Below are 21,953 nucleotides of genomic sequence, written 5' to 3'. Positions count from 1 at the left end.
CATTGCCTTTCACATGGTACGTGATATCGTACGCCGCGACTTCCTCAAGGGAGTGGGAGCCGCGGGCGCGGCAGGCTTGACTGGCTTATCCGGATGCATCGGTGGCGGCGGCGGTGGCGGCGGTCCCGAGGGGATCGTCGTCATCGGCTACCCCGAAAGCGGCATTCAACTGTTCCGTGACTACTACAGCGCGTCCGACGGGAGCGAGGAGATACTCGTGCCCGACGGGATGCGCTCCGGCTCGATGCCCGGGCAGGTCGGCAACGACATGGCGAACGTGACCGGGACGGCACCCGCGGCGGGCGGTCCGAACCAAGACACGTTCAATCAGCTGTTCCAAGACGAGTACGGCGCGGCACCCGGTGTCTTCACGTCACAGACGTACGACTCGGTCGCGATTCAGCTTCTCGCGAACGCCGCCGCCGGGGAGAACTCCGGCCCGGCCATCAAAGACCAGATGCGCCGGATGGCGAACCCCGGCGGGATGACCGTCGGACCAGACAACCTCGTCGAGGGCGTCGAGGCGGCCGCGAACGGAGAAGACATCGACTACCAAGGCGCGTCCTCGTCCGTCAACTTCGACGAGAACGGCGACCCGGCGGAAGCCGCGTACGCCATCTGGGAGTTCGACGCCGAGAACAACGCCACGTCGAGCGTCGAGACGCAGTCCTTCGCCGGCGAGAACCCCGACGGGAACGGCCCGTCCGCGGACAGCGGTCCGGGCGGTTCCGACCGCGAGATGTCGGTCGGCATCCTGCTGCCCGAGACCGGCGACCTCGCGGCCGTCGGTGCGCCGATGATTCAGGCCGCACAGATTCCGGTCATGCAGGTCAACGATGCCAACCCGGCCGGACTCTCCGTTAACGCGCAAATCGAAGACACCCAAACGTCACCGGACGCCGGTGTCTCCGCCGCGCAGTCGCTCGTCTCCGCGGGCGTTCCGTCCGTCTGTGGCTCCGCGTCGTCCGGCGTGAACGTCCCCGTCTCACAGCAGGCGTTCATCCCGAACGAGATCGTCGGTTGCTCGCCGTCCTCGACGGCGCTGTCCGTCTCGAACCTCGAAGACAACGACTTCATCTTCCGGACTGCACCGTCCGACTTCCTGCAGGGCCGCGTCATGGCGCAGGTCATGGCCGAGCGCCTCGAAGTCAGTTCGGTCTCGACGCTGTACGTCAACAACGACTACGGCCAGCAGCTCTCGGAGCGCTTCTCGAACGTGTTCAGCGACTCGTTCGACGGCGAAGTGTACAACCAGGTCGCGTTCAACATCGGCGAGTCGTCGTACTCCTCCGTCATCGAGACGGCGCTCTCCGGCCCGGACAGCTAAGACCGACCCGACAGACCCGATTTTTTTCTTCGTCGCCGCCGACGCGAGCGGCCGCACTCCGGGAGTCGCACACAACTTGACCGACACAAGTCACTCATACGACCGCTGACAGCTATGCGTCGATGAAGCGCTGCGGCCTCCTCTCGAAGGCCTCCTACGCGGCGTGTGACTGCTGGAACGCGAACGCGACGGCGACGCTCGGCGGCGGTTCAGACGGTGACGATGATGGCGACGACGATGGCAGCGACGACGGCGTCGGCGACAGTAGAGACGGCAGTCTCTCGGTCGAGTCGTTCGAGTCCGTCTGCGAGTGAGCGCCGAAAAAATAGCGTGGACCGTCGGGACGGACTATCCGCCGAGGAAGTCCTGCCGAACCTGTTCGTCTTCGAGAAGCGCGGTGCCGGTGTCCATGTAGCGGTTCTGTCCGTTGGCGAGGACGTAGCCGCGGTCACAGCGCCGGAGCGCCTCCTTCGCGTTCTGTTCGACCATCAGGATGGCCGTGCCGGCCTCGTTGATTTCGTCGATTTTGTCGAACATCTCCTCGACGAGGTCGGGCGCGAGCCCCGCCGACGGCTCGTCTAAGAGCAGGAGGTCGGGATCGAGCATGAGCGCACGACCCATCGCGAGCATCTGCTGTTGCCCGCCGGACATGGTGCCCGCCTTCTGGTCTTTCCGCTCTCTGAGGATGGGGAACCGCTCGTAGACCGCCTCCATGGCGTCCTGCGGCACCTCGTCGAGAATGTACGCGCCCATCTCGAGGTTCTCTTCGACCGTCAGCGTCGGGAAGATGTTGTCGTTCTGCGGGACGTAGCCGATGCCGACGTGGATGATGTCCTCGGGTCGGCGCCCGGTGATGTCCTCGTCTTTGAACTGGACCGTCCCGCCCATGTGGGCGGTCAGCCCGAAGACCGATTTCATCGTCGTCGACTTGCCGGCCCCGTTCGGCCCGACGATGGTGACGTACTCGCCGTCGAACACGTCCATGTCGACGTCGGTGAGAATCTGGAGGTCGCCGTAGCCGGCGTCGAGGTTGCGGACGCGCAGAAGTACGTCGTCGCGCCCCTCGACGCCCGCGCCGCTCGTCGCGTCGGTGTTAGCGTCGACGCTCATACGTTGCCCCCGAGGTAGGCCTCGATGACCTCTTCGTTGCTCCGAATCTCGTCCGGCGTCCCCTCCGTGAGCACCGAGCCCTGGTGGAGGACGATGACGTGTTCACAGTTGTTCATGATGAGGTCCATGTCGTGTTCGACGAGCAGGAACGTGTAGCCCTGCTCGCGGAGTTCGTGTACGTGTTCGAGCAGTTTCTTCTCGAGTGTGGGGTTGACCCCGGCGAACGGCTCGTCCAAGAGCAGCATGTCGGGGTCGGTCAGAAGCGCCCGCGCCATCTCGAGCAGTTTGCGCTGCCCGCCGGAGAGGTTGCCCGCGTACTCCTCTGCGATGTGGGCGATGTCGAAGAAGTCGAGCACCTCCCAGACGCGTTCGAGCAGTTCCTCTTCCTGTTCGCGGACGTCGTCGCGGACGCCCGGCATGACGGAGCGCCACAGCGTCTCGCCGCGCTGGTGTTTCGGCGCCAGCATCATGTTCTCGAGGACGGTCATCTCGCTCAGTTCGCGGGCGATTTGGAACGTCCGAACCATCCCGCGGTTCGCGATTTCGTACGGCTCCTCGCCGGTGATGTCCTCGCCGTTGAACGTGACCGTGCCGGCGTCGGGCTTGAGCATGCCCGTGATGAGGTTGAACGTCGTCGACTTGCCGGCCCCGTTGGGGCCAATGAGACCCGTGAGTGACCCGGCTTCGACCTCGAAGCTGGCCCCGTCGACGGCGGTGATGCCACCGAAGGACTTCTCCAGACCTTCGACCTGGAGCGGGTAGTCGACCGACGTCTCGACGCCGGAGGCGAACGCGCCGAGCGCCCCCTCGTCGACCTTGTTCGCTACGTCTTCGACCGGCTGGTCCGCGGCGTCACTCATCGGTCTCACCTCCCTGAGCCGGGGCATCGACGCCGCCGTCGGTGCGGACCGAGTCGTCGCTGCCGCCGTCGTTGGCCATCGACTTCGGCCGCGACAGCGGGATGACGGACGCGGTCTCCTTGCGGTAGCCGAGCATCCCCTCCGGCCGGTTGTGCATCAGCCAGATGAGCACGAGGCCCATCACGACCAACTGGAGTTGCCGGATGCTGTCGACCGTGTACAGGAGGAACGGCACGGGGTCGAACTGCGAGATGAGCGGTGAAATCGCCTGTCCGAAGCCGGATGGCGAGTCGAGGTTGGGGAACACCGCCGACACGAGGTTCTGGAAGTAGCGCGGCCCCTGGTAGAGCACCGCTGCGAAGACGGCACCCCCGAGGACGCTCCCCGTGTTCGAACCGGCCCCGCCGATGATGAGCGCAATCCAAATGAAGAACGTCACGCGCGGCCGGAAGAAGTTGGGCGTCACCGCGCCCTGCGGGACGAGCCAGAGGATGCCGGCGAGTCCCATGAGCGCACAGCCGAGCATGAACGACTTGATTTTGAACCGGTCGGTGTTCTTGCCGAGGGCGTTCGCGACGTCCTCGTCCTCGCGGATGGCCTTCAGCACGCGACCGAACGGCGATTCGCCGGTACGCTTGAGTAGCCAGTAGAAGCCCGCGACGAACCCGAGGAGCAACAGCCCGTAGACGAGGCCGTCGACGACCGGCTTGGGGTTCCTCGGCACGAGGACTTGGAAGGCGTCGACGAAGCCGAGATACCCATTCCAGAGACCGACGCCGCGAAGCAGCGCCTCCAGCGGCGGAGCGAAGTCGAGGATGAGACCCGACCCGCCGCCGAAGCCGACGCGGTTACCGAACAGCTGGAACTGCTGTATTTCGCCGGAGAGGAAGCTGAAACGGACGATTTCCGACATAGCGATGGTGACAATAGCCAAGTAGTCTGCCCGCAACCGAAGCGCCGGGAGCGCGACCACGAGTCCCAACAGCGCGGCCGCGGTCATGCCGGCGAGGATGCCCACCCAAAGCGGCAGGCCGAGGCCGCCGACCTGCGCCGCGCCGCCGGCGACGTACGTCGGCTTCGTCACGATTGCCGTGACGTAGACGCCGACGGCCATGAAGCCGACGATACCGATGTTGAACAGCCCGGTGTACCCCCAATGGAGATTGAGCGCGAGCGACAGCATGGCGAAGACGCCGATGTAGAACGTCAGCGTCGCGATGGAGTTGAGTTGACCGCGGAGCGTGTATCCCAGAACGAACCCCGCGAGGACGTACGCGAGGTACGTCCCGAGGAGGACCAGTACGATGAGGCCCGCGTCGCCGCCCGGGATGCGGGCGGTGAAGTCGTCGCGGACGCTCATGCGGTCGCCCTCCCGCTGAACAGCCCGGACGGTTTCACGAGGAGAATGACGATCATGACGACGAAGGCCGCGGCCCGCGAGAACGCCGAGGGAATCCACAGGACCGACATCGACGCCGTCAGTCCGATGACGAGGCCACCAGCGATGGCCCCGTAGATGGAACCGATGCCGCCGAGGATGACCGCGGCGAAGATGAGAAGCAAGAGGAGCCACCCGTCGTTGAACCCGAGCGTCCCTTTCCAGAGGATGAACATGTACCCCGCGACGCCGGTCAGCCCGCCGCCGATAATCCACGTCGCGCGGACGACGCGCTCGGTCGAGATACCGGTAATGAGCGCGAGGTCCTTGTTGTCGGCCATCGCGCGCATCGCCTTGCCGAGTTTCGTCCGCTGTAAGAGCACGTGAACCCCGAGCATCAGCGCCGAGGCGACCACGAGAAGCGTGATGTCGTGGGCGTTGATGAAGACCGTACCGTCGATGAAGTACAGCGACACCGACGGCGGCTGAGCGGTCGTCCCGCGCACGTCAGAGCCGAAGACGAACTGCATCAGGTAACGCAGCGCGAACGCGACGCCGATACTCGTGATGAGGAGGGTGATGCCGTCCTCGTTCCGAATCGGTTTGAAGATGGTGCGGTCGACCGCGAGCGACAGCGCGATAGCGAACGCGCCGGAGACGACGATGCCGGCGACGACCGCGAGCGGCGTCGAGAGCATCCCGATGCCGAGCGTCCCGCCGTAGACCGACCCCCCGGCCCCGACGAGCAGGAGCGCGCCGATGTCGGCGCGTCCGAGTCCGGCGATGAGGTACGTCGTCGCCCACCCCGAGAAGGCCCCCGCTGTGATGTAGTCGCCGTGCGAGAAATTAGCGAAGTTTAGAATGCTGTACGTCATCGACAACCCGATGCCCGCGAGGCCGATTACGAGCCCCCGCATCAGACCATCCCAGACCAGCGTGCCAATGTCGGCAAACTGCGTCTGCCCTGTTGCTAACCCGCGAAGCAAGTCACCGAGAAGTACGACTACGATGACCGCCAAGACGAGCGCGAACGGACGCTCGATGGCGAACTGCCTGCCACGGGAGTAGGTTTCGGCAATACCCATTGATAACTATCCTCATGATATGTGCGGACGATAAACATAGATAAATCTTTCTTCATCGGTCGTCTTTACTGACCCCGCTTGGCACCCCGCAGGACCTCGATTACTCGAATTCGGCCCAAATCGGCGACACTTAAAAGCAGATAGAGCCCCGACAGGACCCATGCGCGTCAGTTCGGCGGCGTTTTCCGACCTCGACGACCTCGCCGACCTGTGGGTCGAACTTGCCGCGGACCAGCGGGCGTTCGGGTCGCACCTCCGCGCCGACGCCAACCGGACGCCGATACGGGAGGCGCTGGCGCGACACGTCGCCGCCGACGGCGTGCTCGTCGCCCGAGAGGGACAGGAGAACGGCGCGACCGGAGAGACCAGCGGAGACGGCGGCGGAGGCGACGGAGGCGGCGCGGAGGACGTGGAGGACGCGGAGGCGGGCGACATCGTCGGATTCGTCATGTTCGACATCGAGGCGGGGGCGTACGAGCAGGACGCGACCCGCGGGATGATTCGGAACCTGTTCGTCCGCCCGGTGTACCGAGACGCCGGGGTCGGCGCGCAACTGCTGGCGGCGGCGGAGACCGCGCTCGGAGACGCCGGCGCTGATACCGTCGCGCTGGACGTGCTGGCGGACAACGACGCCGCCCGTCGGTTTTATCGGCGGCACGGCTACCGGCCGCACCGCGTCGAACTGGAGAAATCGATGCGAAACGATACACACTCAAAGGAGGACCGGTAATCGACGGACGCGCCAGGAGAGCATGGGCGGTTCATGCACTCGACTTGTAATCGAGACTTCGTGGGTTCAAATCCCACTCCTGGCTTCCTTCGCCGGTTCGACCGTTTTCTGCGGCCCACGCGGGCCTCGCGTTCAGTCGTCGCGAGCCGGAGCCACGCCCGCGGTTCGTCGAGACGGGTTCAGTTCCGCCTCGCGGGCGGCCGGACCCGAATGAGGAGAAGCGACCCCGGCACGCCGAGGACGAGCGCCCGAAACGGATTATGCTTGATGATAACGTCGGGGTCGAGTGGCTCCGACTGGAGGTCGGTGATGCGGATGCACGAGTAGTAGACCGTGACGTGAGTGAGCACGTACGCGAACGCCGCGGGGACGACGATCGGATACCGGATGCCGCTCATCGCGAGGCCCTCGAACGCGAGGGCGGTGAGCGCCGAGATGAACAGGAGGTTTCCCAGTTGGAGCGTGACACCGGTCAGCGCGGTTATCGCGGTGTCGAACAGGGACGCGCCGTAGGGCGTGTACGTGAGCGCAGTGACGACTGCCACCGCTCCGAGAAAGAGCCCGGCGAACAACCCAGACAACGCGTACACGAACTCCATTGGAGGACCGTTACGGGACCGACGGAGGCAATGAATTTAGTTCTACCCCCCTCGTTATCGCGGTCGAAAATTAGAAATCCGTCGAGGGCGGCGGGGACGCGGCGTCGAGACGGAATTTTATCTTTATCCGGAACGTCGTGTTCGGTATGAACGCGACCGACCAATTCATGCTCGCCGTGACGCTTCTCATCTTCGCGCTCCTCGTCGTCGGCCTCCTTCTCGCACTCGTCTAGGGAGAAAACTTATGTGATAATCATGGAGGATACTAGATACCATGCCGGAATGTCAGAACTGTGGTTCGTTCGTGACGCCCGCATACGCCCGAGTCTTCACTCCCGATGGCATGGAGAATCCGCGCGTCTGCCCGAACTGCGAGGATATGGTCCGCGACGGCGCACAGGTACGGGCAGCGCGGTCGCCGAGAAATCACTGAGCGACGTGGTAGCGTTCGGCGTCCTGTCGGACGAAGCCGCGCTTCGACAGCGTACTGAGGATGCTGTAGAGGGCGATTTTCTTCATCTCCAGCCCGTTCTGTAGGTCGGTGATGGACGCGCCGTCGTGCGTGGTGAGATAGAGGTACACGAGTTTGGCCGAGGGCGATTCGAGTTCGCCGGGGACTTCGATGGTCGGAACCGTCTGTTGCATGGTCGTTGTCATCCTGTTTGCTTCGACGATAATAAAACTCTCTTACAACAATCGTCGAAGAACCGCGGTCGGGGGTGAGGCGCCGAACGTCCCGAATTCGAGAGAATCGTTGTATTCGTCACGAACGTACATCGGATAATCGTCGGTGTTCGACGCCCCCGACTTCGACTGTCGTCGAAGAGGGCGAGTCGCCGACAATCGGATGGCGAGGCCGGGCGACCCGCAGTTCCGAGACGGAAGGGGCGGGAGTCGAACCACGCGAAGCCATTGAAAACCACCGGACCGACCGCGAGGGCCTGCGCCGGTGTGCTCTACCACTGAGCCACCCTTCCGGGCTGACGTAGGGGTCGAGCGGGCAAATAGCCGTTGGTGGCCCCCGGCCGCGGTCACGCGATTCGGCGCGCTGAGCGCGTCGGTGCACCGCTCGGGAGTCGGCGTCGAAAGAAAGGGCGTCTACGACTCAGACGAGTCGCGGTCGGCTCAGTAGCTCCGGACCTTCGGCTCGTACGTCTTGTCCTCGCCTTCGAGGATGACCGGCTTGTACCAGAGTTCCGGGCGGCCGTCGTTCCACGAAAGCATCGTGTGCTTGAGCCACTCCTCGTCGCGGCGCTCTTGGTACTCCTTGCGCCAGTGGGCACCGCGGAACTCATTGCGCGCGAGCGCGCCGAGCGTGATGGCCTCGGCGATGTCGAGGATGTTGCGCGTCTCCAACGTCTGGAGCAGGTCCGTGTTGAACGTCCGCGACTTGTCGGCCACGAACACGTCCTGATAGAGTTCGCGCGCCTCGCGGATGTCGCGGAGCGCGTCTTTGAGGGCCGATTCCTCGCGGAAGACGTTCACGTTGCGCGTCATCGACTTCTGGACGCGCTCGCGAATCTCGGCCTGCTGGATACCGTCTTCTCGCTCCAGGAGGGTGTCGATGGTCTCGCGCTCGTCTTCGACGGCGCGCTGGACGAGGTCCACTCCGGAGACGGACGCGCCGGCGTCCGCCGCCGTCCCGCCGTCGGCGACGGCGTCCTCGCCGATGCCCGCTTCGCCGAGTTCGACCGGCGAGTCGACCTCACCGAGTTCGTAGTCGCCGACCTTGCCGGTCGTGATTTCGGCTTCTTCCATGTCCTTGCCCGCGGCGTGATGGCCGGCGCGCTTCCCGAAGACGATGAGTTCAGGGAGCGCGTTGCCGCCGAGGCGGTTACCGCCGTGGACGGACGCGCAGGCGCACTCGCCGGCCGCGTAGAGGCCGGAGATGCAGGTCTCGCCGTTCTCGTCGGTCTCGATGCCGCCCATCGCGTAGTGCTGGCCGGGCTTGACCGGCATCGGCGCTTCGAGGGGGTTGACGCCCTCGAAGTCCTCCGAGAGGTGGACGATGTTCTCGAGGCGGTCGATGATGCGCTCTTCGCCGAGGTGGCGCATGTCGAGGTGGACGTACTCGTCTTCGATGCCGCGGCCCTCGTTGACCTCCGTGAGTTCGGCCCGGGAGACAACGTCGCGCGAGGCGAGTTCGCCGAGGTTGTTCGCGTAGCCATACTCGAACATGAAGCGCTCGCCGTTTTCGTTGTAGAGGATGCCGCCCTCGCCGCGGACGCCCTCGGTGATGAGGACACCCGTCGAGGGGAGCGTCGTCGGGTGGAACTGGATGAACTCCATGTCCTCCATCGGCGCGCCGGCGCGGTAGGCCATCGCGACGCCATCGCCGGTGTTGGCGACCGCGTTCGTCGTGTGGTCGTAGACCTGTCCGAGACCGCCGGTGGCGAGGATGACGCCGTTGCGGGCGCGGAAGCCCTCTACCTGTCCGGTCTGAACGTCGTAGGCGACGATGCCGTGGCAGTTCCGGTCTTCCGGCTTCTCCTCGTCGGAGACGGCCAGTCGGGTCACGTGCCACTCGTCGTAGACCTTGATGCCGCGCTTGACGAGCTGCTCGTACATCGTGTGGAGCAGCTGGTGGCCCGTCTCCGCGCCCGCGTAGGTGGTCCGCGGGAACGAGAGCCCACCGAACGGCCGCTGGCTGACGCGGCCGTCGTCGTCACGGGAGAACGCCATCCCCCAGTGTTCGAGCTTGATGGTCTCTTTCGGGCTGTCCTTACAGAGGGTCTCGGCCGCCGGCGCGTCGGCCAGATAGTCCGAGCCCTTCATCGTGTCGTAGGCGTGGTCCTCCCACGAGTCGCCTTCGCGGAGCGCGGCGTTGATGCCGCCCTCCGCCGCGCCCGTGTGACTTCGGACCGGGTGGAGCTTCGACACGATGGCCACGTCGGCCCCTTCCTCGTGTGCCGCAATCGCCGCGCGCAGGCCCGCCCCGCCCGCGCCGACTACGATAACGTCGTGTTCGTACATGGTGTGTTTGGATGTGTCGTAGGGTTGGTCGAACTTCAGGGTTTCACCGGGAAGTTCACCAGAACTTCAGGTTGTTCTTAATCGCCTCGCGCTTGAGTTCCTGGATGTGCTCCGTGAGGGGGATGTCCTTCGGGCACACCTCGGTACAGGAGAACTGGGTCTGGCAGCGCCAGACGCCGTGTTCCTGTTCGAGGATTTCGAGGCGGCGCTGTTTCATGTCCTCGCCCTCGCGTTCGTCCATGGCGAAGCGGTAGGCCTTGTTGATGGCCGCGGGACCGAGATACTCGTTGTCGCCGGCGGCGATGTTACAGGAGGACATACACGCGCTACACCAGATGCAGCGGGTGGACATCTTGACCTTCTCGCGGTTCTCGCGCGTCTGGCGCTGCTCGTCGAGTTCGCCGTCCGGAAGCGAGTTCGTCTGGAAGTACGGCTCGACCGACTCCATCTGGTCGTAGAAGTGCTCCATGTCGACGACGAGGTCCTTGACCACGTCGGCGTGCGGGAGCGGCTCGACCCGAATCGGCTCCGAGAGGTCCGACAGCTGGGTCTTACAGCCGAGTCGCTGCGACCCGTTGACGAACAGCGCGTCGGACCCGCAGATGGCCTGCCGGCAGGAGTGCCGGAAGGTAAGCGAGGAGTCGTAGTGGTCCCGCGCCCACATGAGCGCGTCGAGGACCGTCATCCCCTGCTTGTACGGGACGTGGAAGTCGTCGAAGCGGGGCTCCTGTTTCTCCGGCACCTCGGGGTCGTAGCGGAAGACCTTGAGGTGGAACGTGTCGTCCGCGGAGCGCGCCTTCTCGGCCGCCTCGGCCTCGCGCTGCTCTTGGACTCGCTCGGCGCGCTCGCGCTTTTTCGCGTCGCGCTTCTGCTTGCCGGCGGACGCCGTCTCCGTGGTCGATTCCTCTTCGACAGATTCGGGAACTTGCGTGCTCATTAGATGGGAACACCTCCGGCCCACGCGAGGGCCGTGCGGACGCCCTGCACGATGAGGAGGACGCTCGCGAGACCGAGAATCGCCTTGACCGCCGTCTTCCGGGTACCCGTGAGGCCCTGGTTGACGAGGGCGTTGTAGACGCCGTTGACCCCGTGGAACGTCGCGGTGACGAGGAACAGGATCATCAGCGAGAAGTACGTCAGCTGCTCCATGCGCGCCTGTGAGAGGGCGAACGTCACTTCGTCGGCGTGGTTGACGAAGTGGAGCAGGAAGAAGTGGAACGCCAGCACCACGACGAGGAAGGCGGCTGTCAGCCGCTGCCAGAGCCACCGCCGGCCGCCGGGTTCGAAGGACGTGTATCGCTCTGCCATTAGATGCTCACCCCCGAGAGGAACGTGGGAACGCTCGCGACGACGATGACACCCGTGAGGATGAGCGACGCGTAGAAGCTCTTGTCCTGTGCTTCCAGCCCGACGCCCAGGTCGACGAACAGCAGCCGCAGTCCATTGAGGATGTGAAACACCGCCACCGCGAGCAGCCCGACTTCCAGAATACGCACGACCAAGAGACTCTCCAGCGCCTGAATCGTGTTCGTGTACGCCGCCGCGCCCGAGAGGGCCGTCGACAACACGGCGATGTGGGTGAAGAGATAGCCCACAAGCACCCAGCCGGTGAACTTGTGGAATATCCAGGCCCACATGCCGGCCGAGAACTCCCGCCATCTGCTGAAGTCCTCGATGAGGCCCCGATTGTAAGACTGACTCATGCTCCTGTGAGTGTCGGGAAGGGGAGGGTATAGAACTTACGTGTATGGAGTTTCGTGAGGGTTGGCAAAAGTCGCCGGCCCCCGAATATCTCGGGGCCGGCTGGCCGGTCTCAGAGCGTCGGCTCGGGGGTGCCGGACTGCTCGCGCTCGACGACGCGCCGCACCTTGTCCTTCAGTTCGACGAGGTGGCAAAGCGGGTTCCCGGGGTAGACGACCGGGTTTTCGAGGACGCCGACGAGCAGGCCCGTGAAGGGGGCGACGACGGTGACGTTGTCGTCCTTGAACGGGTTCGTAATCGTGCAGATGCGGTCGCCCTCGTGGACGAGCGCGCCGCGGTCGTGGTGCATGTCGACGATGCCGCCCGCGTCGGCGCGGAGCCACGTCTTCTCGTTTTCGTCCGAGATGACGGTCCGCCAGCCCGGCCAGTTGACCGTCGAGGCTCCCCGGAGGCCGTACTCGGCGAAGACGCTCTCGACGCCCGCGAGCGCCTCGTCGATAAGTTCGCGCTGGAAGCGGTGGGCCTCGCCCATCTCGACGGTGATGGCCGGCGTCCCGCTCGCCGACGACTCGGTGCGGAGCATCCCGCTGGACCCGGAACTGTCGATGATGACGTGCGAGCCGAAGGCGTTTGCGAGTCGCGCGACCGCGGGGTCGGACATGTCCGCGCGGACGTGGAGCATGTTGGTCCGCCCCCGCGTCGACGTGTGGAAGTCGATGCCGAGGTCGCAGGGCGCGATGAAGTTCTGGTAGATGCGGTGTGCCATCCGCTTGGCCCCCGTGGAGGTCTCGGAGCCCGGGAACGACCGGTTCAGGTCGCGGTCGTAGATGGGGAGATACCGCTGTTGGGCGAGGAACGCGGGGACGTTCATCACCGGCATGCAGACGAGCGTGCCCGCGAGGTCCGCGAGGTCCCACTCGTAGGCCACCTCGCGGACGACCTCGATACCGTTCAGTTCGTCGCCGTGGGCGGCGGCGGAGAGGAACACGGTCGGCCCCGGCTGCTCCCCGTTGATGATGGTGACGGGGATGCGAACCGGGTCGCCGAGATACGTCTCGGAGATGCCGTACCGGATGTCCTGTGTCTCGCCCGGCTCGACCTTCCCGCCGTTGTAGGTGAAGGCCTCGTTGTCGGCCATGTGATGCGATGGGAGGGCCGGGGTTATAAACGGTCGCGACGGACCGCCCGACGCAGTCCTCGCGGCCGCGAATCGCGGGCGGCCGGCTCTCGACCGTCATGTCTTTGAAACCCGGAGGATATCAACTGAGTATGTCCACCACAGACGACGCCGTGCGTGTCGGCGTGCTTTCTCTGCACAACAGCAAGGAGACGAAGGCAATCCTCAACGCGGTCGAAGACCTCGGCCACGAACCGGTGTGGCTCCGTCGGGAGAACGCGGCGGTCAGCATCGAAGACGGCGAGGTGACAGTCGAGCCTGAGGTGGACATCATCGCGAACCGACTGCTCCTGTCGAACACCGAAGAACCCGCCGAACTGCTCGGGCTGGCGACGACGTTCAACCGCATCCGACCGATGCTCAACGAGCCGGACGCGGTTCTCGCGGCCATTCACAAGTTCGCCACGGCCGCGACCCTCGCCAACTGGAACATCCAGGTGCCCGACGCGCTCCTCGCGCTCTCGAACGACCGGCTGAACAAGGGCCGCGAGCGCTTCGGCGACGTCGGCGTCTACAAGTCCGCCATCGGCACCCACGGCGGCGGGACGTGGAAGGTCGACCTGACCGAGCCCGTGAACCCGAAGGTCGGTAACCGACAGGCGTTCCTGCAGAAGCTCATCGACCGCGACGGCGACCGCCACCGCGACCTGCGCGTCTACATCGTCGACGGCGAAATCATCGGTGCGATGTACCGATACGCCCCTGACGGCGACTGGCGGACCAACGTCGCCCTCGGCGGCGACGTGCTCAACGCGACCGACGAGATGCCCGAGGAAGCGCGGGAAACTGCGCTCTACACGGCCGAAGTGATGGAGATGGACTACGTCGGCGTCGACCTCGTCGAGGGCGAAGACGGCTGGTTCGTCCTCGAAGCCAACCCGACGGCCGGCTTCAAGGGTCTGTATCAGGCGACGGGCAAGAGCCCCGCGCCGCACATCGCGAAGCTCGCAATCGAGCGCGCGGGCGGCGAGGTCGACGAGACGCGCGTCGAGGAGCTCTCGGCGACGCTCGACGACTCCGTCCCCTCGTGTGCCCCCAACGAGTCGCCCATCATCGACGGTGAAGCGCCCCTTATCGGCTACATCGAGGAGGTCGTCGTCAACGGGACCAGCGGCTCCCAGCAGACCCTCGCCAAGTCCGACACCGGCGCGACCCGGACGAGCATCGACACGAGCCTCGCCGCCGAAATCGGCGCGGGGCCAATCAAGAGCATGACGCGCGTGAAGTCCGGGAGCCTCAAGGGCGGGAAGGCCCGTCCCGTGGTCGACCTCGTCATCGGTATCGGCGGCACCCAGCACACCGTGACCGCCAGCGTCGAGGACCGCTCGCACATGGACTACCCGCTGCTGCTCGGGCGCGACATCCTCGAGCACTACCGCGTGGACGTGCGCCGCCGCGCCAACGCCGACCGCAACGACAGCGACGACGAGGAAGAAGAACTCCTCGAAGAGTAAGTCGGTCCGCCACGCCACGGCCACCGGCGCGGTCACCGCCGTCGAACCGACCGGCGACCGCACTCGAGACACGCGCACTTTTCTCGCCGACGCCCCAACCACGAGTCGATGAGCGACGACGCCTACCGCGAACTCCGGGCGGACCCGCACCTCGGCGACGTAGTCGAAGAACACGGCCCGCTCTCGCTCGACCCCGCCGACGACCCCTTCGAGCGACTGGTCGTCTCGATTGTCAACCAACAGCTCTCGACGACCGCGGCGGCGACGATTCGGGACCGCCTGTTCGACCGCGTCGAAGTCACCCCCGAGGGGATACTGGCCGCTGACGAGGACGTCCTGCGCGACTGCGGCCTCTCGAATCAGAAAGTGGGCTACGTCCGCAACGTCGCCGACGCGTTCCGAGACGGCCTGTCGGCCGAATCCCTCCGGGCGATGGACGACGACGAGGTCGTCGCGGCACTCACCGAGATTCGCGGCGTCGGCGACTGGACCGCGAAGATGTTCCTCATCTTCGTGCTCGCCCGCGAGGACGTGTTTCCGGTCGAGGACCTCGGAATTCGACGCGGCATGGAACACGTCTTCGGGTTCGAACCCGACGCCGTCTCCCGCGGCGAGATGCGCGAGCACGCCGAGCGATGGGCACCCTATCGAAGCTACGCCAGTCGCTACCTCTGGCGGTGCGTGGACTAACGCCCGCAGGGTGGAAAGTAACGGGGGAGCGAATAATCGCCAGACTGCGCCGGTGTGTTCTGTCGGTTGAATAAACGTCTGTTTCGTTTATATTTCACGCGAGGGAAACGTTGAAACCGCCGCGCACTATAACGTTCGTCCATGAACGTAGATGACGTCAACAGTATCACCGTTCTCGGAGCGGGCAACATGGGCCACGGCATCGCGGAGGTCGCGGCCCTCGCCGGCTACGACGTCGTGCTGCGCGACATCAAAGACGAGTTCGTTCAGAAGGGCTACGACCAAATCGAGTGGTCGCTGAACAAACTCGCCGAGAAGGACCGACTGTCGCAGGACGACGCCGACGCCGCGCTTGCCCGCGTCTCGACTGCGGTGGACCTCGGCGAAGCCGTTACCGACGCCGACGTCGTCATCGAGGCCGTCCCCGAGAAGATGTCCATCAAAAAGGAGGTGTACACCGAATTAGAGGAACACGCCCCCGACCACACGGTGTTCGCCACCAACACCTCCAGTCTCTCCATCACCGAACTCTCCGAAGTGACGGAGCGACCCGAGCGCTTCTGCGGGATGCACTTTTTCAACCCGCCGGTCCGCATGGACCTCGTCGAAGTCATCTCCGGCGCGCACACCGCCGACGAGACGCTCGAACTCGTCGAGGACCTCGCCGAGGCGATGGGCAAGACGCCCGTCCGCGTCCGCAAGGACAGCCCCGGCTTCATCGTGAACCGCATCCTCGTCCCGCTGATGAACGAGGCCGCGTGGATCGTCCACTCCGGTGACGCGACGATGGCCGAAGTCGACTCCACGACGAAGTACGACATGGGCCTCCCGATGGGGAGTTTCGAACTCGCCGACTACGTCGGCATCGACGTGGGCTATCACGTCCTCGAATACATGCACGAGGTGCTCGGCGACGCCTACGAACCCTGTCCGCTCCTCTCGGAGAAGGTCGAAGAGGGCGACCTCGGCCAGAAGACCGGCAAGGGCTTCTACGACTACGAAGACGGCGAGGGTGCCGAGGTCCCCCACGACGAGGGGAGCGAAGCGGTCAAGAACCGCCTGCTCGGCGTCATGGCGAACGAGGTCGCCGGTCTCGTCGGCAACGACGTGGCCGACCCGGCCGCCATCGACCGCGCGGTCAAACTCGGCGGGCGCTTCCCCGACGGCCCGGCGAAGATGGCCGACAACGCCGGCATCGCCACGCTCGTCGGCGCTCTCGACGAACTCCACGACGAGACCGACGAAGCGCGCTACGAGGCTGTCGACTACCTCCGCGACCTCGCCGAGTCCGGCGAGGGCTTCTACGGCGGCGAGGAGGAATCCGACGAGGCTCCCGCGTTCGACGACATCTCTGTCGAGGTCCGCGACGGCATCGGTCACATCACCCTCGACCGCCCGCACCGCCTCAACACTATCAGCATCGAACTGATGGACGAACTCTCCGAGGCGCTCGACGCCCTCGCCGACGACGACGAGGTTCGCGCCGTGCTCCTCACGGGCGCTGGCGACCGCGCCTTCTCCGCCGGGGCCGACGTGACGAGCATCGCCGCGGGCGGCGGCGACGCCGTCTCGGGCGTCGAAATCTCCCGGAAGGGCCAACAGACGTTCGGAAAGCTCGAGGAACTCGACAAGCCGGTCATCGCCGGCATCGACGGCTTCTGTCTCGGCGGCGGGATGGAACTCGCCATGTGCGCCGACCTCCGCATCGCCACGGAGCGCTCCGAACTCGGCCAGCCAGAGCACGACCTCGGGCTCCTCCCCGGATGGGGCGGCACGGTCCGCCTCCAGCGCATCGTCGGCACCGGCCGCGCGAAGGAGATTATCTTCAGCGCCGACCGCTACGACGCCGAGACGATGGCCGACTACGGCTTCATCAACGAGGTCGTCGAGAACGACGACTTCGAAGAACAGGCCTTCGAGTACGCAAAGCGGTTCGCACAGGGCCCGCCGGTCGCCCAGCGCTACACCAAGCGCGCCATGCACAACGGCTGGGAAGATACCGACTCCGGGCTGGAAGTCGAAGCACAGGCGTTCGGCCTGCTGTTTACCACCTCGGACCTGATGGAGGGCATCGCGGCCTTCACGAGCGACCGCGACCCCGAATTCACGGGCGAGTAAGCCGACGCCGTGGGTGGGTTCCTCTCACTTACCCACGATGGAACGCAACGCTTAAAATAGTCCAACGACCACTCGTGAATGCAGACGCTCGGTTGGTGTAGTCCGGCCAATCATCTTGGCCTTTCGAGCCGAGGACAGGGGTTCAAATCCCCTACCGAGCACTTCTGTCGAACACAAACCTTCGAGAGACCTCTGTGTCTCTCGGTCTTGTGAGACTGAATGCACGACGGGGGATTTGAAGCAGAGAGCGAACAGCGTGAGCGACTGAGGTTCAAATCTCCTCCCGAACACTTCTCTCAATCCCGACCAACTCGACTCCCGACCACACCAATTAGCTTACACGTTTTTAACGATAGCAATTAAAATATACACGATAGCATGGAACACGGACGTTCGGGAGTTCGATGATGCTCGAAGAGTTCGTCTCGCAAATCGACCCCGTCGTCGTCCGCCTGTTCGTCGCGGCGGCGTTGGGGATGTTCCTCGGCTTGGAGCGCGAGCGGTCGAAAAAGAGCGCCGGCGTGCGGACGTTCACGCTGACGAGCCTCCTCGGGGGCGTCGCCGTCGCGGTCGGGAGCGACATCCTCCTCGCAGTCGGCGGATTGTTGGTCGTCGCGCAAGCGGTGTTGCTCGGGAGTCGCGGACTCGTCGAACGCGGGTCGCGCGAAAGCGAAGACGACCGAACCGACTCACGACTCGACTTCGATGCGGATGCTGACGCCGAAGCTGGTGACGGCCGCCGCGGTGACACCGAGGCCGCGCGGTTGGACGACCTCGGCGTGAGCCTCTCGCTCACCACGTCCACGTCGCTGTTGGTCGCCTACGCGGTCGGTGCGGCGGTGGTAAGCGGCTTCGTCATCGAGGGCGTCGTCGTCGCGCTCACGTCGTCGCTCCTGTTGGTCCTGCGGCGCGAACTCCACGGGTTCGCCCGGCGACTCACGACCGACGAGGTTCGGAGCGCCGTCGAGTTCGCCATCATCGCGTTCGTCGTCTACCCGTTGCTCCCCGAGGGGCGAATCGGCCCGTGGGACGCCGTCAACCCCCGGACCGTCTGGTTGCTCGTCGTCGCGGTGAGCGCAATCGGCTTCGTCAACTACGTCATCATCCGGCGGTACGGCGAACGCGGCATCGCCATCACGGGCTTTTTCGGCGGGCTGGTGAACTCGACGGCCGTCATCGGCGAGATAGCCGGTCGGACCAGCCGGAACCCGTCGATTCGACCGCTCGCGGCCGGCGCGATTCTGATGGCCGACGCGGCGATGGCGCTCCGAAACCTCTCGCTCGTCGTCGTGTTCGTCCCGGAACTCGCGGTCGAGGTGGGGGTTCCCCTCGGACTCATCGCACTCGTGGGGATGAGCTACGCGCTGCACTCTCGCGAGTGGGGCGTCGACCTCGACGTGGCGTTCGAGTCGCCGTTCAGCCTCGAAAGCGCCCTCCGGTTCGGTGTGTTTTTCCTCCTCGTGTTGCTCGCCTCCGCGGCCGCACAGGAGTACTTCGGCGCGACTGGATTCATCGTGACGAGTTTCATCGGCGGACTCGTGTCGAGCGGGTCGGTCGTCACGACCACCGTCACGCTCTACGGCGGCGGCAACATCAGTGGAACGACCGCCGTCGTCGGCGTCCTCGCCGGAACCGCCGCGAGCATCGGGGTCAAGGTCGCGCTTGCGACGAGCGTCGACCGCGAACTCTTCGGTCCGGTGGCCCGCCGAAGCGCGCTCCTCGTGGCCGCCGGCGTCGTCGGCGTCATTATCGTCGTCTTTCGGCCGTGAGACGGGCGTGCGGAGCCCCGCGCCCACGGAATCACCGCAACCGACACAACAGTCAGCGACACAACATTGATAACACCGTGCCGCGGCAATCAAATCGCACTGGTTCGGCGCGTATCCCGTGACCGAACGACCCACGAAGATTCGCCCGTCGGTCGTCCCCCGACGGGCGAGGGTCATTCCGCGTATCCGACGCTTCTGAGCGACTGCGCTCGTCTGACTCGACCACCGAGCCGATGGCTTGAGGTACACCGCCGTCTATCGTGGCTCCACGTCCAACAAGCGATGATACGCGACCCGACCCGACGAGACCGTGGCGAACCGCACGCGGAGCGACAGCAGGTGAACGTGGTGCCGAACCGGGCGGGAAACATCCTCGGGAGCGCCTGACCGTGTCGGACACGACGCGCGCCGCGCTCGCCGCGGGAACCCTCGTCGCGCTCGCCGCGACGAGCGGGAGTCTCTACTTCAGCCTCGGCCTCGGACTGACGCCCTGCGACCTCTGTTGGTACCAGCGCATCCTGATGTACCCACTCGTCGTGGTGCTCGGAGTCGCCGCGGTTGAGGACCGACCCGGCGTCTGGAAGACGGTGCTCCCCCTCTCGCTGGGCGGGCTCGCACTCTCGGGCTACCACTCGTACCTGCAGGTCGCCCCGGGCGCGACCTGTACCGTCGGCGGGCCGTGTACGTCCATCCAGTACTCTATGCTCGGCGGTCTCCTGACGATTCCGCGACTCGCGTTCATCGGGTTCGCACTCGTGACGCTCCTCGCTGTCGCCGCCGCCCGCCTCGGCGGGTCGGCCGACGACGCGTGGGGGATGTGACCGCGGCTACTCGCTCGAATCGTCGAGGTCGACCATCGGTTCGGGGTAGTCCACGCCCAACTCGACCCCGTAGGTCTCCTGTTCGTCCTCGGTGAGTTCCCACGGTTCGTGGGCGTACTCGGCGGGCACGGCGTCGAGTTCGGGGAGCCACGTTTTCACGTACTCGGCGTCCTCGTCGTAGCGGTTCGCCTGCCAGCGCACGTCGAACGAGCGGTCCCGCGAGTCGTTGCCGACGCCCGCGATGTAGGCCCAGTTGCCGTAGTTCGACGCGGGGTCGTAATCGACGAGTCGCGTCTCGAAGTAGGCCGCGCCGCGTCGCCAGTCCAGTCTGAGGTCGTTGGCGAGGAACGATGCGGCGTTCTGCCGCCCGCGGTTCGACATGTAGCCGGTCGCGTTCAACTCCCGCATATTCGCGTCGACGAAGGGGATTCCCGTTTCTCCCGCCGCCCAGCGCTCGAATTGTGCGTCGTCGCTTCGCCAGTCGATGTCGGTCCGCTCCCGGATGCCCTCTCGACGGAAGAAGTCGCTCCCGTGTTTGGCGAACTGGAACTGGAAAAAATCGCGCCAGCGGAGTTCGAAGACGAGCCAGTACGTCGAGTCATTGGCGACCCGTCGGTCCTCGTAGCGGTCGACCTCGGCCTTGACGTACCGCGGCGAGAGACAGCCCTCGTTCAGCCACGGCGAGAACTTCGAGGAGTAGTCGGCTCCGAGCAGTCCGTTTCGCGTCTCCTTGTACTCCCGGAGGTTGTCGCCCGCCCAGATGTACGACTCCACGCGGTCGAGCGCGGCCGTCTCGCCGCCATCGAAAGAGAGGACGCCGCGTTCGTCCGGGGCGCTCTGGGACTCGGCGTCCGGATTCCCGACGAGGTCCGAAATCGAGGGAAGGTCGCCCGCGGCGGGCGCGTCCCCGGGAAGCGGCGAGACAGTCGGTTCGGGAAGCGGGTCGCCGCCAGCGGGGTCGCCGCCGTCCGTGGGCTCGTCGCCCGCGCCTCCGTCGCTCTCGTCGGTGTCTTCGGCGGCCGATTCGACCGCCTTCCGGAACGTCGTGTACGTGTCCGGGAGTTCCGAGAGCGCCATCGGGAGGTCGTCGAGGTGGGTGAGTGTGTGCCCCCAGAAGCGCCGGAGTTCGACGTCGCCGTCTCCAAGCGCCCGCTCGACCGCCGCTTCGACGCTCGACTCCTCGGGCGTCGGGTGGGTGTGGACCGTCACGAAGTCGGCATCGACGGCGTCGGCCACCTCGGGGAGGACGGACTCGGGACGGCCCTCGCGGACGACGAGGTCGCTCCCGCGGTCTCGGAGCGACGACCGCAGGTCGGACAGCGATTCGAGGCGGAAGCGAGCGCGGTGCGCGCCGGTCTTCTCGAAGTCGAAGGAGTCGGGGCCGCCGAACGGTCGGTCGCCGTACTCGCGGGAGTCCACGCAGTAGACGGGAACCACGCGGTCGGCGTCGCAGGCGGCCGCGAGCGCCTCGTTGTCGTGCAGGCGGAGGTCGCGGCGGAACCACGCGAGCGAAGTTGACTCGGACATCGTCGGCGGCGCTTAGGATGGGGGTGACTTGAGTCGAACGGCGGATTCGGGAGTGATACAAGAGGGCGACCCCCGGTCGCTCCGCCCGACCTACGTCCGGCTTCGCGTCTGCAAGCGGAGTTCCGCGCCGGCGACGACGGCGACGACGGTGAGCGTGAGTCCGGCGACGAGCCGCGGGTCCACGCGGTCGATGACGGGGACGCCCATCCAGCCGGCGAAGAGGAGCGCGAGTCCGGCCAGACAGGTCGCGAGCGTCAGGACCGCGAGAGGGGTCCGCGTCGGTTCGTCGTCGGCCAAGAAGTGGTCGAGTTCGGCGGCGCTCGACCCAAGCGAGACGGTCTTCGCCCGCGAGTCGTACGCGACGATGCGGAGCGAATCGAGTTTGGGCAGGTGAGTCTGGTGCAGCGAGATGTAGACGCTCTGGCGAACGTTCTTCGGGGGCGGCGACTCGCCGGACTCTATCTCGGCGATGTGCTCCGCGAGGTCGCCGACCGACTCCGGCCCGTCCCCGTCTCGCAGTCGTTCGAGCGCGAGCCGCCGCCGCTCGTTTCTGAGCACGTCGTGGATGTCGGCCTCGTCGAGGGAGTCGTCGACCGACTCCTCGGACACGGTCGGCGGGTCAGGCTCGGCCATC

Annotated in this window: 21 protein-coding genes and 3 tRNA genes; 10 read left to right on the top strand and 14 right to left on the bottom strand. The window is 65.6% G+C overall.

Annotation, left to right across the window (positions count from 1 at the left end; all coding sequences use genetic code 11):
- The first annotated feature begins 13 nt into the window (after positions 1-13).
- Positions 14-1,327: an ABC transporter substrate-binding protein gene (locus C5B90_RS08810; RefSeq protein ID WP_115880830.1), complete on the top strand. Its 1,314-nt coding sequence runs from the start codon at positions 14-16 to the stop codon at positions 1,325-1,327.
- Between the two features lie 122 nt (positions 1,328-1,449).
- On the top strand, positions 1,450-1,641 hold the full coding sequence (locus C5B90_RS08805) for a hypothetical protein (RefSeq protein WP_115880828.1): 192 nt from the start codon (positions 1,450-1,452) through the stop codon (positions 1,639-1,641).
- Between the two features lie 34 nt (positions 1,642-1,675).
- Here C5B90_RS08805 and C5B90_RS08800 read toward each other — a convergent pair whose 3' ends face one another.
- Genes C5B90_RS08800 through C5B90_RS08785 form a run of 4 tightly spaced genes read right to left on the bottom strand, consistent with a single transcriptional unit; the run spans position 1,676 to position 5,592 of the window.
- Positions 1,676-2,437 carry an ABC transporter ATP-binding protein gene (locus C5B90_RS08800; RefSeq protein ID WP_115880826.1) on the bottom strand — a complete coding sequence of 254 codons (762 nt, stop codon included), beginning with the start codon at positions 2,435-2,437 and terminating at the stop codon, positions 1,676-1,678.
- Positions 2,434-3,297, bottom strand: a complete 864-nt coding sequence (locus C5B90_RS08795) for an ABC transporter ATP-binding protein (RefSeq protein WP_115880824.1) — start codon at positions 3,295-3,297, stop codon at positions 2,434-2,436. Before C5B90_RS08795 ends, C5B90_RS08800 begins: the two co-directional genes overlap by 4 nt.
- A complete protein-coding gene (locus C5B90_RS08790; protein ID WP_115880822.1) occupies positions 3,290-4,657 on the bottom strand; it encodes a branched-chain amino acid ABC transporter permease in 1,368 nt (455 codons plus the stop codon). The genes C5B90_RS08795 and C5B90_RS08790 overlap by 8 nt, the downstream gene beginning before the upstream one ends.
- Complete coding sequence (locus C5B90_RS08785) at positions 4,654-5,592, bottom strand: branched-chain amino acid ABC transporter permease (RefSeq protein WP_172795825.1); 939 nt, start codon at positions 5,590-5,592, stop codon at positions 4,654-4,656. Before C5B90_RS08785 ends, C5B90_RS08790 begins: the two co-directional genes overlap by 4 nt.
- Before the next feature lie 328 nt (positions 5,593-5,920).
- On the opposite strand from C5B90_RS08785, the gene C5B90_RS08780 reads away from it, so the two are divergent.
- Together C5B90_RS08780 and C5B90_RS08775 are read left to right on the top strand one after the other, a co-directional pair.
- Complete coding sequence (locus C5B90_RS08780; RefSeq protein ID WP_115880820.1) at positions 5,921-6,490, top strand: GNAT family N-acetyltransferase; 570 nt, start codon at positions 5,921-5,923, stop codon at positions 6,488-6,490.
- Between the two features lie 11 nt (positions 6,491-6,501).
- Positions 6,502-6,575 (top strand) — tRNA-Thr (locus C5B90_RS08775).
- Between the two features lie 94 nt (positions 6,576-6,669).
- Here C5B90_RS08775 and C5B90_RS08770 read toward each other — a convergent pair.
- The 8 genes from C5B90_RS08770 to C5B90_RS08740 form a co-directional block, all read right to left on the bottom strand.
- Complete coding sequence (locus C5B90_RS08770; protein WP_115880818.1) at positions 6,670-7,089, bottom strand: hypothetical protein; 420 nt, start codon at positions 7,087-7,089, stop codon at positions 6,670-6,672.
- A 426-nt stretch (positions 7,090-7,515) separates the two neighbouring features.
- A complete protein-coding gene (locus C5B90_RS08765; protein ID WP_008094913.1) occupies positions 7,516-7,734 on the bottom strand; it encodes a helix-turn-helix domain-containing protein in 219 nt (72 codons plus the stop codon).
- Positions 7,735-7,968: 234 nt separating this feature from the next.
- A tRNA-OTHER gene (locus C5B90_RS20295) sits at positions 7,969-8,066 on the bottom strand.
- 148 nt (positions 8,067-8,214) lie between these two features.
- Positions 8,215-10,062, bottom strand: coding sequence for an FAD-binding protein (locus tag C5B90_RS08760; protein ID WP_115880816.1), 1,848 nt, complete (start codon positions 10,060-10,062; stop codon positions 8,215-8,217).
- A 55-nt stretch (positions 10,063-10,117) separates the two neighbouring features.
- Positions 10,118-10,999 carry a succinate dehydrogenase/fumarate reductase iron-sulfur subunit gene (locus C5B90_RS08755; RefSeq protein ID WP_058568980.1) on the bottom strand — a complete coding sequence of 294 codons (882 nt, stop codon included), beginning with the start codon at positions 10,997-10,999 and terminating at the stop codon, positions 10,118-10,120.
- Complete coding sequence (locus C5B90_RS08750) at positions 10,999-11,370, bottom strand: succinate dehydrogenase hydrophobic membrane anchor subunit (protein WP_004974454.1); 372 nt, start codon at positions 11,368-11,370, stop codon at positions 10,999-11,001. Before C5B90_RS08750 ends, C5B90_RS08755 begins: the two co-directional genes overlap by 1 nt.
- Positions 11,370-11,765: a succinate dehydrogenase, cytochrome b556 subunit gene (sdhC, locus tag C5B90_RS08745; RefSeq protein ID WP_004974453.1), complete on the bottom strand. Its 396-nt coding sequence runs from the start codon at positions 11,763-11,765 to the stop codon at positions 11,370-11,372. The genes C5B90_RS08750 and sdhC overlap by 1 nt, the downstream gene beginning before the upstream one ends.
- A gap of 110 nt (positions 11,766-11,875) precedes the next feature.
- Positions 11,876-12,901: a succinylglutamate desuccinylase/aspartoacylase family protein gene (locus tag C5B90_RS08740; RefSeq protein ID WP_115880814.1), complete on the bottom strand. Its 1,026-nt coding sequence runs from the start codon at positions 12,899-12,901 to the stop codon at positions 11,876-11,878.
- A gap of 131 nt (positions 12,902-13,032) precedes the next feature.
- Between C5B90_RS08740 and C5B90_RS08735 the strand changes: the two genes are divergently transcribed.
- The 6 genes from C5B90_RS08735 (at position 13,033) to C5B90_RS08710 (ending at position 19,792) form a co-directional block, all read left to right on the top strand.
- Positions 13,033-14,394: a RimK/LysX family protein gene (locus tag C5B90_RS08735; protein ID WP_115880812.1), complete on the top strand. Its 1,362-nt coding sequence runs from the start codon at positions 13,033-13,035 to the stop codon at positions 14,392-14,394.
- Positions 14,395-14,502: 108 nt separating this feature from the next.
- Entirely contained in the window at positions 14,503-15,084 is a 582-nt protein-coding gene (locus C5B90_RS08730) for a DNA-3-methyladenine glycosylase (protein ID WP_115880810.1), read from the top strand.
- A 141-nt stretch (positions 15,085-15,225) separates the two neighbouring features.
- Positions 15,226-17,202, top strand: coding sequence for a 3-hydroxyacyl-CoA dehydrogenase/enoyl-CoA hydratase family protein (locus C5B90_RS08725; RefSeq protein WP_115880808.1), 1,977 nt, complete (start codon positions 15,226-15,228; stop codon positions 17,200-17,202).
- Between the two features lie 86 nt (positions 17,203-17,288).
- A tRNA-Glu gene (locus C5B90_RS08720) sits at positions 17,289-17,363 on the top strand.
- Positions 17,364-17,609: 246 nt separating this feature from the next.
- Positions 17,610-18,971: an MgtC/SapB family protein gene (locus tag C5B90_RS08715; RefSeq protein ID WP_115882458.1), complete on the top strand. Its 1,362-nt coding sequence runs from the start codon at positions 17,610-17,612 to the stop codon at positions 18,969-18,971.
- Between the two features lie 389 nt (positions 18,972-19,360).
- On the top strand, positions 19,361-19,792 hold the full coding sequence (locus C5B90_RS08710; RefSeq protein ID WP_115880806.1) for a disulfide bond formation protein B: 432 nt from the start codon (positions 19,361-19,363) through the stop codon (positions 19,790-19,792).
- A 6-nt stretch (positions 19,793-19,798) separates the two neighbouring features.
- Here the strand turns inward: C5B90_RS08710 and C5B90_RS08705 are convergent, their stop codons facing one another.
- Together C5B90_RS08705 and C5B90_RS08700 are read right to left on the bottom strand one after the other, a co-directional pair.
- A complete protein-coding gene (locus tag C5B90_RS08705) occupies positions 19,799-21,319 on the bottom strand; it encodes a DASH family cryptochrome (protein WP_115880804.1) in 1,521 nt (506 codons plus the stop codon).
- Positions 21,320-21,409: 90 nt separating this feature from the next.
- Entirely contained in the window at positions 21,410-21,952 is a 543-nt protein-coding gene (locus C5B90_RS08700; RefSeq protein ID WP_115880802.1) for a hypothetical protein, read from the bottom strand.
- Position 21,953 lies beyond the last annotated feature (1 nt).

It is taken from the genome of Haloferax sp. Atlit-12N (assembly GCF_003383095.1).
Lineage (GTDB): Archaea > Halobacteriota > Halobacteria > Halobacteriales > Haloferacaceae > Haloferax.
Note: the sequence above shows the minus strand (reverse complement) of the source record. Positions and strands in the feature narration are given on the sequence as shown.

Coding starts and splice junctions, on each gene's coding strand:
- C5B90_RS08785 (WP_172795825.1), bottom strand. CDS start 5,592: ATGCGGGGGCTCGTAATCGGCCTCGCGGGCATCGGGTTGTCGATGACG.
- C5B90_RS08705 (WP_115880804.1), bottom strand. CDS start 21,319: ATGTCCGAGTCAACTTCGCTCGCGTGGTTCCGCCGCGACCTCCGCCTG.
- sdhC (WP_004974453.1), bottom strand. CDS start 11,765: ATGAGTCAGTCTTACAATCGGGGCCTCATCGAGGACTTCAGCAGATGG.
- C5B90_RS08810 (WP_115880830.1), top strand. CDS start 14: ATGGTACGTGATATCGTACGCCGCGACTTCCTCAAGGGAGTGGGAGCC.
- C5B90_RS08750 (WP_004974454.1), bottom strand. CDS start 11,370: ATGGCAGAGCGATACACGTCCTTCGAACCCGGCGGCCGGCGGTGGCTC.
- C5B90_RS08760 (WP_115880816.1), bottom strand. CDS start 10,062: ATGTACGAACACGACGTTATCGTAGTCGGCGCGGGCGGGGCGGGCCTG.
- C5B90_RS08730 (WP_115880810.1), top strand. CDS start 14,503: ATGAGCGACGACGCCTACCGCGAACTCCGGGCGGACCCGCACCTCGGC.
- C5B90_RS08725 (WP_115880808.1), top strand. CDS start 15,226: ATGAACGTAGATGACGTCAACAGTATCACCGTTCTCGGAGCGGGCAAC.
- C5B90_RS08795 (WP_115880824.1), bottom strand. CDS start 3,297: ATGAGTGACGCCGCGGACCAGCCGGTCGAAGACGTAGCGAACAAGGTC.
- C5B90_RS08740 (WP_115880814.1), bottom strand. CDS start 12,901: ATGGCCGACAACGAGGCCTTCACCTACAACGGCGGGAAGGTCGAGCCG.
- C5B90_RS08715 (WP_115882458.1), top strand. CDS start 17,610: ATGCTCGAAGAGTTCGTCTCGCAAATCGACCCCGTCGTCGTCCGCCTG.
- C5B90_RS08790 (WP_115880822.1), bottom strand. CDS start 4,657: ATGAGCGTCCGCGACGACTTCACCGCCCGCATCCCGGGCGGCGACGCG.
- C5B90_RS08700 (WP_115880802.1), bottom strand. CDS start 21,952: ATGGCCGAGCCTGACCCGCCGACCGTGTCCGAGGAGTCGGTCGACGAC.
- C5B90_RS08735 (WP_115880812.1), top strand. CDS start 13,033: ATGTCCACCACAGACGACGCCGTGCGTGTCGGCGTGCTTTCTCTGCAC.
- C5B90_RS08755 (WP_058568980.1), bottom strand. CDS start 10,999: ATGAGCACGCAAGTTCCCGAATCTGTCGAAGAGGAATCGACCACGGAG.
- C5B90_RS08805 (WP_115880828.1), top strand. CDS start 1,450: ATGAAGCGCTGCGGCCTCCTCTCGAAGGCCTCCTACGCGGCGTGTGAC.
- C5B90_RS08765 (WP_008094913.1), bottom strand. CDS start 7,734: ATGCAACAGACGGTTCCGACCATCGAAGTCCCCGGCGAACTCGAATCG.
- C5B90_RS08770 (WP_115880818.1), bottom strand. CDS start 7,089: ATGGAGTTCGTGTACGCGTTGTCTGGGTTGTTCGCCGGGCTCTTTCTC.
- C5B90_RS08800 (WP_115880826.1), bottom strand. CDS start 2,437: ATGAGCGTCGACGCTAACACCGACGCGACGAGCGGCGCGGGCGTCGAG.
- C5B90_RS08780 (WP_115880820.1), top strand. CDS start 5,921: ATGCGCGTCAGTTCGGCGGCGTTTTCCGACCTCGACGACCTCGCCGAC.